Genomic DNA, 15,067 nt, shown 5'->3' on the forward strand with positions numbered 1-15,067 from the left:
ATGAATTCAACAATTTTGCTGGCGCTCGCACTGGTTCTGGTGCTGGAAGGCCTGGGACCGATGCTTTATCCCGGCGCGTGGAAGAAAATGATCTCCGCAATGGCGCAGCTTCCTGAAAATACTTTACGTCGTTTTGGTGGAGGTCTTGTGGTTGCGGGCGTTGTGGTCTACTACATGTTGAGGAAAACGATTGGCTGATCAATTAGTAGCCTATTTTGCGGATTTTCGCATGCAAAAAGTGCTGTATATCTGAAAAAGCGGTGGTAGAATCCATTTTTAAGCAAACGGTGATTTTGAAAAATGGGTAACAACGTCGTCGTACTGGGCACCCAATGGGGTGACGAAGGTAAAGGGAAGATCGTCGATCTTCTGACTGAACGGGCTAAATATGTTGTGCGCTACCAGGGTGGTCACAACGCAGGCCATACTCTCGTAATCAACGGTGAAAAAACCGTCCTCCATCTTATTCCATCAGGTATTCTTCGCGAGAATGTCATCAGCATCATCGGTAACGGTGTTGTGCTGTCTCCGTCCGCGCTGATGAAAGAAATGAAAGGACTGGAAGATCGTGGTATCCCGGTTCGCGAGCGCCTGCTGTTGTCTGAAGCTTGTCCGCTGATCCTTGATTATCACGTGGCGTTAGATAACGCTCGTGAGAAAGCGCGTGGCGAGAAAGCGATCGGTACTACCGGTCGTGGTATCGGTCCTGCTTATGAAGACAAAGTGGCACGTCGCGGTCTGCGCGTTGGCGATCTGTTTGATAAAGCAACCTTCGCTGAAAAACTGAAAGAAGTGATGGAATATCACAACTTCCAGCTGGTGAATTTCTATAAAGTTGAAGCGGTTGACTACCAGAAAGTGCTGGATGATGTGATGGCGATTGCCGACATCCTGACCTCGATGGTTGTTGATGTTTCCGAACTGCTGGACCAGGCGCGTAAGCGTGGCGATTTCGTCATGTTCGAAGGCGCGCAGGGTACGCTGCTGGATATCGACCACGGTACCTATCCGTACGTAACGTCTTCCAACACTACCGCAGGTGGTGTGGCGACCGGCTCCGGCCTGGGTCCACGTTATGTGGATTACGTTCTGGGTATCATCAAAGCTTACTCTACACGTGTCGGTGCGGGTCCGTTCCCGACTGAGCTGTTTGATGACGTTGGCGAGTTCCTGTGCAAACAAGGTAACGAGTATGGCGCGACCACCGGTCGTCGTCGTCGCACCGGTTGGCTGGACTCCGTTGCTGTACGTCGCGCAGTACAGATTAACTCCCTGTCTGGCTTCTGCCTGACCAAACTGGACGTACTGGACGGTTTGAAAGAGGTGAAAATCTGTGTCGCTTACCGTATGCCAGATGGTCGTGAAGTGACCACGACTCCGCTGGCAGCTGACGACTGGAAAGGTATTGAGCCGATTTACGAAACCATGCCGGGCTGGTCTGAATCCACCTTCGGCGTGAAGGAACGTAGCGGTCTGCCGCAGGCAGCACTGAACTACATCAAGCGTATTGAAGAACTGACCGGTGTGCCGATTGATATTATCTCAACTGGCCCAGACCGTACCGAAACCATGATCCTGCGCGACCCGTTCGACGCATAATTCTGGTTATAGCGTGGCGTCGAATGGCGCTGCGCTTGCACTATCTTAGGCCGGATGGAGCGCTTTGTATTAGAATCCGGCTTAAATTCACGTAAGTTCCTCGCTTTTTTCCTTCCTGAATTGAAATAAATTAGCGACCTGGCTGGTGGCTGGTTTATCATCAATGTAATTAATACCACCAGGTTTATCCGTTTTATCCCTTTTCCTGAGGTTGATGTGCAGTTAACAAGTTTCACCGATTACGGATTACGTGCGCTAATCTACATGGCGTCACTTCCCGAAGGACGTATGACCAGTATTTCTGAGGTGACAGAAGTCTACGGCGTGTCCCGTAATCATATGGTCAAAATAATCAATCAACTTAGCCGGGCGGGCTTTGTTACTGCTATTCGTGGAAAAAATGGCGGTATCCGCTTGGGTAAACCGGCTAAAGCTATTGGTATTGGTGATGTGGTTCGCGAGCTCGAACCTCTATCGTTGGTCAATTGTAGCAGCGAGTTTTGCCATATTACCCCGGCCTGTCGACTCAAACAGGCGCTTTCTAAGGCAGTGCAAAGTTTTCTCACGGAACTGGACAACTACACACTTGCTGATTTGGTTGAAGAAAATCAACCGCTTTATAAATTATTGCTGGTGGAGTGACGAAAATCTTCATCAGAGCTGACAATGGAGGAACCTCAATGTCACAAGATCCTTTCCAGGAACGCGAAGCAGAAAAATACGCGAATCCTATCCCGAGCCGGGAATTTATCCTCGAACATTTAACTAAACGTGAAAAACCGGCCAACCGCGATGAGCTGGCCGCTGAACTCAACATTGAAGGTGAAGAGCAGCAAGAAGCGTTGCGTCGTCGCCTGCGCGCCATGGAGCGTGACGGACAACTGGTCTTCACCCGCCGCCAGTGCTATGCGCTGCCGGAACGTCTTGACCTGCTGAAAGGTACCGTTATTGGCCACCGTGATGGCTACGGCTTTCTGCGCGTTGAAGGCCGTAAAGATGACTTGTACCTGTCCAGCGAGCAGATGAAAACCTGTATTCATGGCGATCAGGTACTGGCACAACCGCTGGGCGCAGATCGTAAAGGTCGTCGCGAAGCGCGTATTGTGCGCGTCCTGGTGCCAAAAACCAGCCAGATTGTCGGTCGCTACTTTACCGACGCTGGCGTTGGGTTTGTTGTCCCTGACGATAGCCGCCTGAGCTTCGATATCCTGATCCCGCCGGAAGAGATTATGGGGGCGCGTATGGGCTTTGTGGTCGTGGTTGAACTGACCCAGCGTCCGACTCGTCGCACCAAAGCGGTGGGTAAAATTGTTGAAGTCCTGGGCGACAACATGGGAACCAGCATGGCCGTAGATATGGCTCTGCGTACTCATGAAATCCCGTATATCTGGCCGCAGGCGGTCGAAAAACAGGTCGCCGGGCTGAAAGAAGAAGTGCCGGAAGAAGCGAAAGTCGGACGTGTCGATCTGCGCTCACTGCCGCTGGTGACTATCGATGGTGAAGATGCGCGTGACTTCGACGATGCGGTTTACTGCGAAAAGAAACGTGGCGGCGGCTGGCGTTTATGGGTGGCGATTGCTGACGTAAGCTATTATGTTCGCCCGCCGACTCCGCTGGACCAGGAAGCCCGCAGCCGTGGCACATCCGTCTACTTCCCGTCGCAGGTTGTTCCGATGCTGCCGGAAGTGCTGTCTAACGGATTGTGTTCTCTCAACCCGCAGGTGGACAGGTTGTGTATGGTCTGCGAAATGACCATTTCGTCGAAAGGCCGTTTAACCGGCTTTAAATTCTACGAAGCGGTCATGAGCTCCCATGCGCGTCTGACCTACACCAAGGTCTGGCATATGCTGCAGGGGGACCAGGAACTGCGTGAGCAGTACGCGCCGTTGGTTAAACACATTGAAGAGTTGCACAACCTCTACAAAGTGCTGGATAAAGCACGAGAAGAGCGTGGCGGTATCTCGTTTGAAAGTGAAGAAGCGAAGTTTATCTTCAATGCTGAACGCCGTATTGAGCGTATTGAGCAGACACAACGTAATGATGCGCACAAACTGATTGAAGAGTGCATGATCATGGCGAACATCTCCGCGGCGCGATTCGTTGAGAAAGCCAAAGAACCCGCGCTGTTCCGTATTCATGATAAGCCGACGACCGAAGCGATTAACTCGTTCCGTTCCGTACTGGCGGAGTTGGGGCTGGAGCTGCCAGGCGGCAACAAACCGGAGCCACGTGATTACGCGGAGCTGCTGGAGTCGATTGCTGACCGTCCTGACGCTGAAATGCTGCAAACCATGCTGCTGCGTTCGATGAAGCAGGCGATTTACGATCCGGAAAACCGCGGACACTTTGGTCTGGCGCTGCAATCTTATGCGCACTTTACCTCGCCGATCCGTCGTTACCCAGATCTCTCCTTGCACCGGGCGATTAAGTATCTGCTGGCGCAGGAGCAGGGCCATAAGGGCAACACCACGGAAACGGGTGGCTACCATTATTCGATGGAAGAGATGCTGCAACTGGGTCAGCACTGTTCGATGGCCGAGCGCCGTGCTGACGAAGCCACGCGCGATGTCTCTGACTGGTTGAAGTGCGACTTCATGCTGGATCAGGTAGGGAATGTCTTCAAAGGCGTGATCGCCAGCGTCACTGGATTTGGCTTCTTTGTCCGTCTTGATGAGTTGTTTATCGACGGTCTGGTGCATGTCTCCTCACTGGATAACGACTACTATCGTTTCGACCAGGTTGGGCAGCGCCTGACGGGTGAATCCAGCGGTCAAATGTATCGCCTGGGCGATCGGGTGGAAGTTCGTGTAGAAGCGGTCAATATGGACGAGCGTAAAATCGACTTCAGTTTGATCTCCAGCGAACGTGCACCGCGCAATGAAGGCAAAACCGCGCGCGAAAAAGCGAAAAAAGGTGATGCAGGTAAAAATACCGGTAAACGTCGTCAGATGGGCAAAAAGGTGAATTTCGAGCCGGACAGCGCTTTCCGCGGCGAGAAGAAAGGCAGAGCCAAACCTCAGGCGGATAAGAAAACGGCTGAAAAGAAAGGCGACAAAAAAGCGAAAAAGCCATCGGCAAAAACGCTTAAAATCGCTGCCGCCACCAAAGCTAAACGTGCGTCGAAAAAGAAAGTCGCACAATAACAGCCATAAACAGTAAGTCGGGCAACTTCGCGTTGCCCGCGTTACACATAAAAAATTAACGAGTACATTCATGAGTGAAATGATTTATGGCATCCATGCGGTGCAGGCTCTGCTGGAACGTGCGCCTGAGCGCTTCCAGGACGTCTTTATTCTCAAAGGTCGTGAAGATAAACGCCTGCTGCCGCTGATCCACGCACTGGAAGCACAGGGTGTTGTCATTCAGTTGGCTAACCGCCAGTTCCTGGATGAGAAAAGTGAGGGTGCGGTACATCAGGGCATTATTGCTCGCGTGAAGCCGGGTCGTCAGTACCAGGAGAACGATCTGCCGGATCTGATTGCTACACTCGATCAGCCGTTCTTTTTGATCCTTGATGGCGTCACTGACCCGCATAATCTGGGCGCATGTCTGCGTAGCGCCGATGCTGCTGGCGTGCATGCGGTTATCGTACCGAAGGATCGTTCTGCGCAGCTGAATGCGACGGCGAAAAAAGTGGCCTGCGGCGCGGCAGAAAGCGTACCGCTGATCCGTGTAACTAATCTGGCACGCACCATGCGTATGCTGCAGGAAGAGAATATCTGGATCGTCGGAACCGCAGGTGAAGCCGACCATACTCTCTACCAGAGCAAAATGACCGGGCGTCTGGCGCTGGTGATGGGCGCAGAGGGTGAAGGTATGCGCCGTCTGACCCGTGAACACTGTGACGAACTCATCAGCATCCCGATGGCAGGTAGCGTTTCGTCGCTGAACGTTTCAGTTGCGACGGGCATCTGCCTGTTTGAAGCAGTCCGCCAGCGCGGATAAATTTAATTTTCAGACAAACCATCCAATTTAGGATGGTTTTTTTTTATCTAAAACGGGTATTATAAGCGAGTAAAAATAACATTCATTTTATTTATTCCTAAATAATCAATATATGGAAGATATATAGTGTGGACTCCACAAATGCTCGCTACTGCGCTGCAGAATATCCATGATTTAAATATTAAAACTCATAATGATGAGCAATCCTTAATAGTTAAAATGGATGATTATGGCGATCTGCAGCTTAACGTTTTATTTACTTCCCGCCAGATGATAATTGAAACTATTATTTGTCCGGTGAATGATATTCAACACCATGACGAATTCAATCTCTTTTTGTTACGTCATCAAAAACTGCTGCCGCTGTCCTCTGTGGGAATTTCTCGCGTTCAGCGAGATGAATATTACGTTGCGTTTGGCGCGCTGTCGCTTAATTCATCTCTGGACGATGTTGTCCTTGAAATGAAAACGTTAGCAGATAATGCGCTGGATCTGGCTGAAATCACTGAAGAATACACGCACGAATAACAAGGAACGTTATTAATGGGAATTTTGAAAAGTCTGTTCACCCTCGGCAAGTCAATGATTTCGCAAGCGGAAGAATCAATTGAAGAAGCACAGGGTGTGCGGATGCTGGAGCAGCATATTCGTGACGCGAAAGGTGAACTGGATAAAGCGGGAAAATCACGGGTTGATCTGTTGGCGCGTGTGAAGCTCAGCAACGACAAACTGAAAGATTTGCGCGACCGTAAATCCACGCTGGAAACGCGAGCGATGGAAGCGCTGAGTAAAAACGTTGATCCATCTTTGATAAATGAAGTTGCGGAAGAGATTGCCCGCCTTGAGAATATGATTTCAGCTGAAGAGCAAGTACTTACTAACATTGAGGCGTCGCGCGATGGCGTTGAGAAAGCGGTGAACGCAACCTCACAACGGATTGCGCAGTTCGAACAGCAGCTTGAGGTGGTAAAGGCAACAGAAGCGATGCAGCGCGCCCAACAGGCGGTGACTACATCGACAGTGGGCGCGTCTTCCAGCGTGTCTACAGCCGCAGAGTCGCTCAAGCGTTTGCAAACGCGGCAGGCAGAGCGTCAGGCTCGTCTGGATACCGCTGCGCAACTCGAAAAGGTTGCCGATGGGCGTGACCTCGACGAGAAGCTGGCCGAAGCTGGCATTGGGGCGACCAATAAAAGTTCGGCTCAGGATGTCCTGGCACGACTGCAGCGTCAGCAAGGCGAGTAATGCTGTTCACCTGGGTCATCAAAACGTGCCAACGGCACCTTTCAAGACTGACCTGGCCTGCATTACTGGGGTTATTCGCAGGGCAGTATCTGTTTTGTTACCTGGTGCTGAGGTTACTTGGTGAGGCGGTACTGGTTGGTCGTCTGAGCGACTTTATTTATTACTGCTCAGTCGTCGGCTCTACGTTGGGTTTTGGTGACATGAGTCCGCAAACTGCGGCAGGTCGGATTTTTACAGCGATCTGGCAAATTCCTGTCAGCGTTGGTTTATTTGGCGCATTAATGGGAAAGGTTATCGGCCTGGTGCAAGGGATGTTAGCGAAAGGAATGATGGGGATGGGAGATTATCAGCATTTGCGTAACCATATGCTGGTGGTCGGTTGGCGAGGCCACCAGACGGAAAAAATGATATCGCTGTTGCTGTATGACACCCGGCGCGCTTTTGAGCGGGTGCTCCTGTGTGAATCAGATGATATTCAGCATCCTTTATCAGGAAATAACTGGGTTGATTTCATTCGTATCCGTAATTTTAATGACCCGCAAGAGCATGCTCGCATGGGGTTATGCAATTGCCAGAGTGTGATCATATTTGCTCGTACAGATGAACTCACGTTTACCATCGCGCTTTCACTGGTAGATTCCATTCCTGAACAATGCCATGTTGTTGCTTATATGGAAGATGAGCGTTACGCAGGATTGCTGGAAGTTCATTGTCCGCGCATTGAAATTGTGCGCAATCTCTCCGCTGAGCAGCTTTCTCGCTCCATTCAGGACCCAGGGTCTTCGCAGTCGGTCGCATCCATCATGAATCCCATGCTGGGTGATACGGGGTTTGCCGTGCCAATACCTGAAGAGGTGGTTTCAATTCGTTATGGCGACCTCATGCGCTATATGAAGCTTCGTCACGATGCCACGGTTTTGGGGATTAGCAGCTGTAAAAATGGTCGGGGGATGGAATTAAATCCGGTCATTTCGACAGAGGTAAAAGGAGGTATGTGGCTGCATCTGATAGGTAATAGCCGCATTCTGGCGAAAGAGATTGCATGGCTGGAGATAGAGGGAAAATAATGACGAGTTTTTTCCAGCGTTTATTTGGTAAAGCTGCTGCCGATGCGCCAGTACGCGGGCCGTTGGGGTTACATCTGAATGCAGGGTTTACGCTCAATACGCTGGCGTTTCGCCTGCTGGAAGAGTCTTTGCTGATCGAATTACCTGGTGAGGAGTACACCGTCGCCGCGGTTAGCCATATTGATTTGGGAGGAGGAAGCCAGATTTTCCGCTACTACACGTCTGGAGAGGAGTTTCTGCAAATCAATACCACGGGCGGCTCAGATATTGATGATATCGACGATATCAAATTTTTTGTTTATGAAGAAAGTTACGGGATTTCACAGAAAAAACACTGGCAGTCTGCCATTAGCCCGTCCGCAATAGGTACGCCGACGCTGAGCTGGCAGGAAATATGCTGGCAGCGCTTTTTTAACGATGAAGAGCCGGGGAATATTGAACCGGTTTATATGCTGGAGAAAGTGGAAAATCATCAGCATGCCACATGGGATGTACATAATTTTACTATGGGCTACCAGCGGCAGGTTACAGATGATACGTGGGAATACCTGTTGTTAAACGGTGAAGAGTCGTTCAATGAGCAGGGAGAGCCTGAGTGGGTATTTTCGCGGGCGCTGGGTGTAGATATTTCATTAACATCGCTTGATATTATTGGTTAATTTTAGGGATGGTTACAATGCATATACTGGATTCATTACTGGCTTTTTGCGCCTATTTTTTTATTGGTGCAGCCATGGTGATAATTTTTCTTATCATCTATTCAAAGATTACACCGCACAATGAATGGCAGCTGATTAAAAATAATAATACGGCAGCATCGCTGGCCTTTAGCGGTACATTGCTGGGCTACGTTATTCCGTTATCCAGCGCGGCAATAAATGCTGTTAGCATCCCGGATTATTTTTGTTGGGGGGCAATTGCGCTGGTAATTCAACTCATTATCTACGGCGGCGTGCGTTTATACATGCCAGCACTGAGTGAGAAAATTATTAATCACAATACCGCAGCGGGAATGTTTATGGGGACCGCTGCCCTGGCGGGGGGCATTTTTAACGCCGCCTGCATGACATGGTAATGGACGATCATGGCAAGAATACGCAAATCCGGAAACAAAAACAGGACGTCAGGGCATTCCTCCATCACGCGAATCGGACGCCCGGTCGATCCTTTTGCAAAAAAACGCAGCCGCTACAGCGGAAAATATCTGACGTTGGCCATTATGGGCGGAGCGGCATTTTTTATCCTTAAAGGATGCACAGACGACGATAATACCGATAACGACGGTGACGGTACCTTTTACTCCACGGTGAACGAATGCATTGACGGTGGCAATAGCGCCACCGTTTGTGCCGATGGCTGGAACAATGCGAAATCAGAGTTTTACGCTGATCTGCCGAAGCAAATGAGCAAGGAGAGTTGTCAGACGCAGTTTGGTGACTGCTATCTCGATAGCACCGATCAAAGCTGGGTGCCGGTATTCACCGGTTTTTTACTCAGCCGCATTATTCGTAAGGATCGCGACGAGCAGTATGTCTACAGCAGCGGCGGTTCTTCTTATGCTTCACGCCCGGTCTGGCGTACGCCTTCCGGAGATTACAGTTGGCGTTCCGGTAGCGGAAAGAGTGATACCGCAACCAGCCATAGCTATACGACGAAAAAAGTCTCGACAGTTTCACGCGGTGGCTACGGACGTTCGTCCAGCGCACGCGGGCACTGGGGAGGTTAACGATGCTGCGACATGATGTCCCTGTGCGCCCCGCTCTGGACAGGATCGCCTACGATCATGGTTTCGATTTTCATATTATCGATGACGAAATCTACTGGGATGAGAGTCGGGCATACCGCTTTACGCTCAGGCAAGTGGAAGAGCAGATCGAAAAGCCTACCGCAGAATTGCACCAGATGTGTCTGGATGTCGTCGAGCGGGCAGTTAAAGACGAACAGATTATGCAACAACTGGCGATCCCGCCCCTGTACTGGGATGTGATTGCCGAAAGCTGGCGCGATCGCGATCCTTCGCTGTATGGCCGCATGGATTTTGTCTGGTGCGGGAATAACGCCCCGGTCAAGCTGCTGGAGTACAACGCCGATACGCCAACGTCGCTCTACGAGTCCGCGTATTTCCAGTGGTTATGGCTGGAAGATGCGCGTCGTAGCGGAGTGATCCCACGCGATGCCGACCAGTACAACGCTATTCAGGAGCGGCTGATCTCTCGTTTTGCTGAGCTTTATAGTCCCGAGCCCTTCTATTTCTGCTGCTGCGAAGATACCGATGAAGATCGGACCACGGTATTGTATTTACAGGATTGCGCGCAGCAGGCTGGGCAAAAGTCACGATTTATTTATGTCGAAGAACTGGGGCTTGGCGTCGGCGGCGTGCTCACGGATCTGGACGATAACGTCGTTCGTCGCGCCTTTAAGCTCTATCCCCTGGAGTGGATGATGCGCGATGAAAATGGTCCCTTACTGCGCCATCGCCGAGAACAGTGGGTTGAGCCGTTGTGGAAGAGTGTGCTCAGCAATAAAGGGCTGATGCCTTTGCTGTGGCGATTTTTTCCCAACCATCCTAATCTGCTTCCCGCCTGGTTTGATGGTGAAACGCCACAAATTGCGGCTGGTAAAAGTTATGTGCGCAAACCGATATTTTCTCGGGAGGGGGGGAAACGTCACCATTTTTAATGGTCAGCAGCAGGTCGTTGAACATGCTGAGGGGGACTACGCCGAAGAGCCGATGATCTATCAGGCATTTCAGCCATTACCGCACTTTGGCGACAGCTATACGCTGATCGGCAGTTGGATCGTGGATGATGAAGCCTGTGGTATGGGGATCCGCGAGGACAATACGTTGATCACTAAAGATACTTCTCGTTTCGTCCCTCACTATATTGCGGGCTAACCGCACTTTTGTGATCTCCCTCCGTCGCGAATAATGAGGTTCTGACCATACTTAAGGCGAGGGCCATTGACGGAGGGAGACACAATGCACTGGCAAACGCATACCGTTTTTAACCAACCTGTACCGCTCAATAACAGCAATTTGTACCTGTCGGATGGGGCTCTGTGCGAAGCGGTCAATCGCGAAGGCGCGGCCTGGGACAGCGATCTTCTCGCCAGTATTGGTCAGCAGTTAGGGACTGCCGAGTCGCTCGAATTGGGTCGGTTGGCTAACGCTTATCCACCGGAACTGTTGCGCTACGACCCGCAGGGGCAGCGGTTGGATGATGTGCGTTTTCATCCAGCCTGGCATATGCTGATGCAGGGATTGTGCGCCAACCGCGTACATAATCTGGCCTGGGAAGAAGACGCGAGGCAGGGAACATTTGTTGCCCGGGCGGCCCGCTTCATGCTGCATGCACAGGTGGAAGCGGGTACGTTGTGTCCGGTGACTATGACGTTTGCCGCCACGCCGCTGTTGATCCAAATGTTACCTGCACAATTTCGCGACTGGTTGACGCCGCTGCTAAGCGACCGTTATGACTCGCATTTACTGCCCGGAGGGCAAAAGCGTGGGCTGCTAATCGGCATGGGAATGACCGAAAAGCAGGGTGGTTCAGATGTGCTGAGCAATACCACTCAGGCAGAACGTCTTACAGACGGCGCGTATCGGCTGGTCGGACATAAGTGGTTTTTCTCCGTGCCGCAAAGCGATGCCCATTTGGTGTTGGCTCAGGCAAAGGGCGGTTTATCCTGCTTTTTTGTACCGCGATTTTTACCTGATGGGAGCCGGAATGCGATTCGTTTTGAACGACTCAAAGATAAGTTAGGCAACCGATCCAACGCCAGCTGCGAGGTTGAATTCCACGATGCGATTGGTTGGCTATTGGGTGACGAAGGGGAAGGTATCCGCCATATCCTGAAAATGGGCGGGATGACGCGTTTTGACTGCGCGCTCGGCAGTCACGGCATGATGCGGCGTGCTTTTTCCGTCGCGATTTACCATGCGCATCAGCGACAGGTTTTTGGTAAGACATTGATTGAACAACCGATGATGCGTCAGGTATTAGGTCGAATGGCACTCCAGTTAGAAGGACAGACGGCGTTATTGTTCCGACTGGCGCGGGCCTGGGACCGTCGTGCTGATGTCAAAGAAGCGCTGTGGGCCAGGTTGTTTACGCCAGCAGCGAAATTCTCCATTTGCAAGGCCGGTATGCCGTTTGTGGCAGAGGCGATGGAAGTGCTGGGCGGGATTGGCTATTGCGAGGAGAGCGAGCTGCCGCGGCTGTATCGTGAGATGCCGGTAAACAGTATTTGGGAAGGCTCCGGTAACATTATGTGCCTTGATGTATTGCGGGTACTGACAAAACAACCCGGCATCTACGATATGCTCAGCGAAGCTTTTGCGGAGGTAAAGGGGCAAGATCGGCATTACGATCGAATGGTACGTCAGCTACAGCAACGTTTACGTAAACCCAGCGAGGAGTTGGGACGGGAGATTACGCAGCAACTGTTCTTGCTCGGCTGCGGGGCACAGATGTTGCGCTATGCCTCTCCGCCAGTGGCGCAGGCCTGGTGTCAAATGATGCTCGATACGCGGGGCGGACTACGATTGTCTGAACAGGTGCTGAACGATTTGCTCCTGCGGGCAACGGGGGGATTACGGTAATAACTTGCCTGATGGCGACGCGGGCGCGTCTTATCATGCCTACGCTCAGTCCAGGTCCGATAAGTTTACGCCATCCGGCAATCTGTTACGCATAAAGTATGGCCTGTACGCGCCAGTTATCGGGCTGCTGGTCTTCGTACATTTGAATGATCCGATACCATGAGGCACCTTGTTCATCCGCTTTTAACGCGATTACACGTTCTACATCCTGCGGATTCCCAGCAATGTTACTGACAGAGATCAGGCCAATTTCGTTCAGGCCCGTAACGCAGTCAGCACTGGCGAACTCGGCAGACTGCGCCGTAGTACCTACCAGTCCGGCAGAAAGCAGCAGTGAGGATAAGGCAAGTGTTTGTTTCATCGTCAGCTCCATTATTCGTACCCCTACACACGGCAGGGCATTCCATCGCGATAATAAACCGCAAGCTTCCTGCTGTTGGTTTATTGTGCACAGGTAAACGCATAGGGGCGCAAAGCAATGTAAAGCTGACTAAATTTCAACCCAATGTTATTTACGATACAAAATTGCCTGTGAATACCATTGGCCTGTCACGATGGTTTCATCCACTAATAAAACCACGTAGTAATCAGCTTTAGCCGCGACGGCTTTGGCACGGATCTTTGCCAGCGCATCATCCGGAGAGCCTCTTACCAGCGAGCTAACCGTCCCTATTCGCTGTAACCCATTACTTTGGTCACGGCGAATCTCCTGCGGGTGGTCGGCAACGGGTGGTGCGGGTTGCGGAGTTCCCTGTAGCACGCTACAGGCGCTTAAAAACACCACCAACAATAAAGAGGCAAACCGACGCATAACTCTATCTCGTTTCCTGATATCCATAGTGTAGTGCCTTATCAATTTCCCTTTAGGGGAATGTTCCCGAATTGTTATCTCTCACGCGATTTTCGAATGAAAATGTTGTGAAAGCGTAACCCAGTTCTCAACATTATGAATCATTGCCGAACACATTCGCTTGCGTTAAGTATTGCTGCATGGCATACCAGAAAGAAAGAGGCGACAAATGATCGAAATTGAAACACGACAGTTGGCTGGTATCCCTGTCCTGCACGCCGTTCCGGCAGGCAAGTGTGAAAGTTCACTCCCATGCATTATCTTCTACCACGGATTTACATCTTCAAGTCTGGTCTACAGTTATTTTGCCGTTGCTCTGGCTCAGGCCGGATTTCGCGTCGTCATGCCAGATGCGCCCGACCATGGTGTCCGCTTTAACGGTAATGCTCAGGAGCGAATGTTCCGCTTCTGGAATATATTGCAGCAAAACATGCAGGAATTTACGACGTTACGTGCGGCGCTGGTGGCGGAAAATTGGTTATCAGATGAACGACTTGCTGTTGCGGGAGCATCCATGGGAGGAATGACGGCGTTGGGCATTATGGCTCGCCACACTGAGGTTAAATGTGTAGCCAGCCTGATGGGTTCAGGCTATTTCACCCGTCTTGCGCGTACGCTTTTTCCTCCTTTGCAGGTCCAGACGCCAGAGCAGCAGGCAGAGTTCGATGCCGTTATTGATCCGCTAGCCGAATGGGATGTTACGCATCAACTGCAACGTCTGGCCGATAGACCATTGCTGCTGTGGCATGGACAAGAAGACGATGTGGTACCGGCGGTTGAAACCTACCGCTTACAGCAGGCGCTGATTCAGGCAGGGTTGGACAATAATCTGACCTGCCTGTGGGAAGCGGGCGTGCGCCATCGCATTACGCCTGAAGCGCTGGCTGCGACGGTAACATTTTTTCGCCAGCACCTTTAAACGCGCATAATGCTTACGCCCTGAGCTTCAAGCTGTTGCAGAATTTCAGGGTTCGCGTTTTTACCGGTAATGAGCATATCGATTTGATCGGCGCGGCTGAACAGCATCCCCGCGCGTTCACCGACCTTACTGCTGTCGACCAGTACCACCAGTTTGCCCACCACGTTAAGCATCTTCTGCTCGGCCATCGCAGTCAGCATATCGGTTTTATACAGTCCGTCCGCGGTCAACCCTTTACCGCTGGTAAACATCCAGTGTCCGGCATACAGGCTATTTTCACTGCCTTGCGGGCTAAGCGTGATGGATTGGCTTTTGTTGTATTGCCCGCCCATGATGATCACGCTGTCATGCTCCTGGTCGATCAGATAATTTGCCAGCGGCAGATAATTGGTGATGATCTGCACTGGCTTGCCGCACATTTCACGACCCAGCAGGAAAGCGGTCGATCCGCAGTTGATCACCACACTTTCACCCGCATTCACAAGCTGGGATGCCGCCTTGGCAATACGTACTTTTTCATCGTGGTTCTGCGCCTGGTGCAAATTCATTGGCGTCCAGCGCGGACGCTGCTGCGTAATAGCTTCTGCGCCGTTGCGGACTTTCTTGAGTTTGCCGCTTTCGTCGAGTTTGTTGATGTCCCTACGGGCCGTTGCGGGTGAAATCCCCAGACGCTCAATCACGTTCTCAACGGTAACAAAGCCCAACTGCGCCAGCATATCCAGCAATATTTGATGTCTTTGTGCTTCAGTCATGAGCTATTCCGATACAAATTGATTTGAAAAGATGATATTTGAAATAGCCTGGAAATACTAAAGTAAAAGGGAAAAATGCCGGGATGACCC

At 51.2% G+C, this 15,067-nt stretch carries 16 protein-coding genes and 1 pseudogene; 14 read left to right on the forward strand and 3 right to left on the reverse strand.

The window, feature by feature from the left end:
* The 13 genes and pseudogenes from On2M_RS02965 (at window position 1) to On2M_RS03025 (ending at window position 12,456) form a co-directional block, all read left to right on the forward strand.
* Complete coding sequence (locus tag On2M_RS02965) at window positions 1–198, forward strand: DUF2065 family protein (RefSeq protein WP_006686310.1); 198 nt, start codon at window positions 1–3, stop codon at window positions 196–198.
* Window positions 199–300: 102 nt separating this feature from the next.
* Entirely contained in the window at window positions 301–1,599 is a 1,299-nt protein-coding gene (purA, locus tag On2M_RS02970) for an adenylosuccinate synthase (protein ID WP_210904350.1), read from the forward strand.
* A 216-nt stretch (window positions 1,600–1,815) separates the two neighbouring features.
* On the forward strand, window positions 1,816–2,241 hold the full coding sequence (nsrR, locus tag On2M_RS02975; protein ID WP_005134424.1) for a nitric oxide-sensing transcriptional repressor NsrR: 426 nt from the start codon (window positions 1,816–1,818) through the stop codon (window positions 2,239–2,241).
* A 38-nt stretch (window positions 2,242–2,279) separates the two neighbouring features.
* Window positions 2,280–4,742, forward strand: coding sequence for a ribonuclease R (gene rnr / locus On2M_RS02980; RefSeq protein WP_210904351.1), 2,463 nt, complete (start codon window positions 2,280–2,282; stop codon window positions 4,740–4,742).
* Window positions 4,743–4,812: 70 nt separating this feature from the next.
* Entirely contained in the window at window positions 4,813–5,544 is a 732-nt protein-coding gene (gene rlmB / locus On2M_RS02985) for a 23S rRNA (guanosine(2251)-2'-O)-methyltransferase RlmB (RefSeq protein ID WP_003830482.1), read from the forward strand.
* Between the two features lie 141 nt (window positions 5,545–5,685).
* Complete coding sequence (locus tag On2M_RS02990; protein ID WP_247604917.1) at window positions 5,686–6,072, forward strand: DUF2170 family protein; 387 nt, start codon at window positions 5,686–5,688, stop codon at window positions 6,070–6,072.
* 15 nt (window positions 6,073–6,087) lie between these two features.
* Window positions 6,088–6,786, forward strand: coding sequence for a PspA/IM30 family protein (locus tag On2M_RS02995; RefSeq protein WP_187253603.1), 699 nt, complete (start codon window positions 6,088–6,090; stop codon window positions 6,784–6,786).
* Entirely contained in the window at window positions 6,786–7,853 is a 1,068-nt protein-coding gene (locus On2M_RS03000) for a potassium channel family protein (RefSeq protein WP_151217351.1), read from the forward strand. The genes On2M_RS02995 and On2M_RS03000 overlap by 1 nt, the downstream gene beginning before the upstream one ends.
* The gene (locus On2M_RS03005; protein ID WP_210904352.1) at window positions 7,829–8,512 is read left to right on the forward strand and encodes a YjfK family protein; all 684 of its coding nucleotides are present in this window, start codon (window positions 7,829–7,831) and stop codon (window positions 8,510–8,512) included. Before On2M_RS03000 ends, On2M_RS03005 begins: the two co-directional genes overlap by 25 nt.
* Before the next feature lie 17 nt (window positions 8,513–8,529).
* Window positions 8,530–8,928, forward strand: a complete 399-nt coding sequence (locus tag On2M_RS03010) for a DUF350 domain-containing protein (RefSeq protein WP_006686318.1) — start codon at window positions 8,530–8,532, stop codon at window positions 8,926–8,928.
* A gap of 9 nt (window positions 8,929–8,937) precedes the next feature.
* Window positions 8,938–9,579: a DUF1190 domain-containing protein gene (locus tag On2M_RS03015; RefSeq protein WP_187259217.1), complete on the forward strand. Its 642-nt coding sequence runs from the start codon at window positions 8,938–8,940 to the stop codon at window positions 9,577–9,579.
* A gap of 2 nt (window positions 9,580–9,581) precedes the next feature.
* Window positions 9,582–10,749 (forward strand): annotated as a pseudogene (locus On2M_RS03020) (glutathionylspermidine synthase family protein).
* An 84-nt stretch (window positions 10,750–10,833) separates the two neighbouring features.
* Window positions 10,834–12,456, forward strand: a complete 1,623-nt coding sequence (locus On2M_RS03025; protein ID WP_210904353.1) for an isovaleryl-CoA dehydrogenase — start codon at window positions 10,834–10,836, stop codon at window positions 12,454–12,456.
* 85 nt (window positions 12,457–12,541) lie between these two features.
* Here the strand turns inward: On2M_RS03025 and yjfN are convergent, their stop codons facing one another.
* Complete coding sequence (gene yjfN, locus On2M_RS03030) at window positions 12,542–12,817, reverse strand: DUF1471 family protease activator YjfN (protein ID WP_151217356.1); 276 nt, start codon at window positions 12,815–12,817, stop codon at window positions 12,542–12,544.
* 147 nt (window positions 12,818–12,964) lie between these two features.
* Complete coding sequence (bsmA, locus tag On2M_RS03035) at window positions 12,965–13,294, reverse strand: biofilm peroxide resistance protein BsmA (RefSeq protein WP_210904354.1); 330 nt, start codon at window positions 13,292–13,294, stop codon at window positions 12,965–12,967.
* Window positions 13,295–13,475: 181 nt separating this feature from the next.
* Between bsmA and yjfP the strand changes: the two genes are divergently transcribed.
* Entirely contained in the window at window positions 13,476–14,225 is a 750-nt protein-coding gene (yjfP, locus tag On2M_RS03040; protein WP_151224462.1) for an esterase, read from the forward strand.
* Here yjfP and ulaR read toward each other — a convergent pair.
* Window positions 14,222–14,977 carry an HTH-type transcriptional regulator UlaR gene (gene ulaR / locus On2M_RS03045; RefSeq protein ID WP_003025646.1) on the reverse strand — a complete coding sequence of 252 codons (756 nt, stop codon included), beginning with the start codon at window positions 14,975–14,977 and terminating at the stop codon, window positions 14,222–14,224. The two genes, yjfP and ulaR, sit on opposite strands and share 4 nt — an antisense overlap.
* Window positions 14,978–15,067: the final 90 nt, after the last annotated feature.

It is taken from the genome of Citrobacter sp. On2M (genome assembly GCF_018035235.1).
GTDB lineage: Bacteria > Pseudomonadota > Gammaproteobacteria > Enterobacterales > Enterobacteriaceae > Citrobacter > Citrobacter meridianamericanus.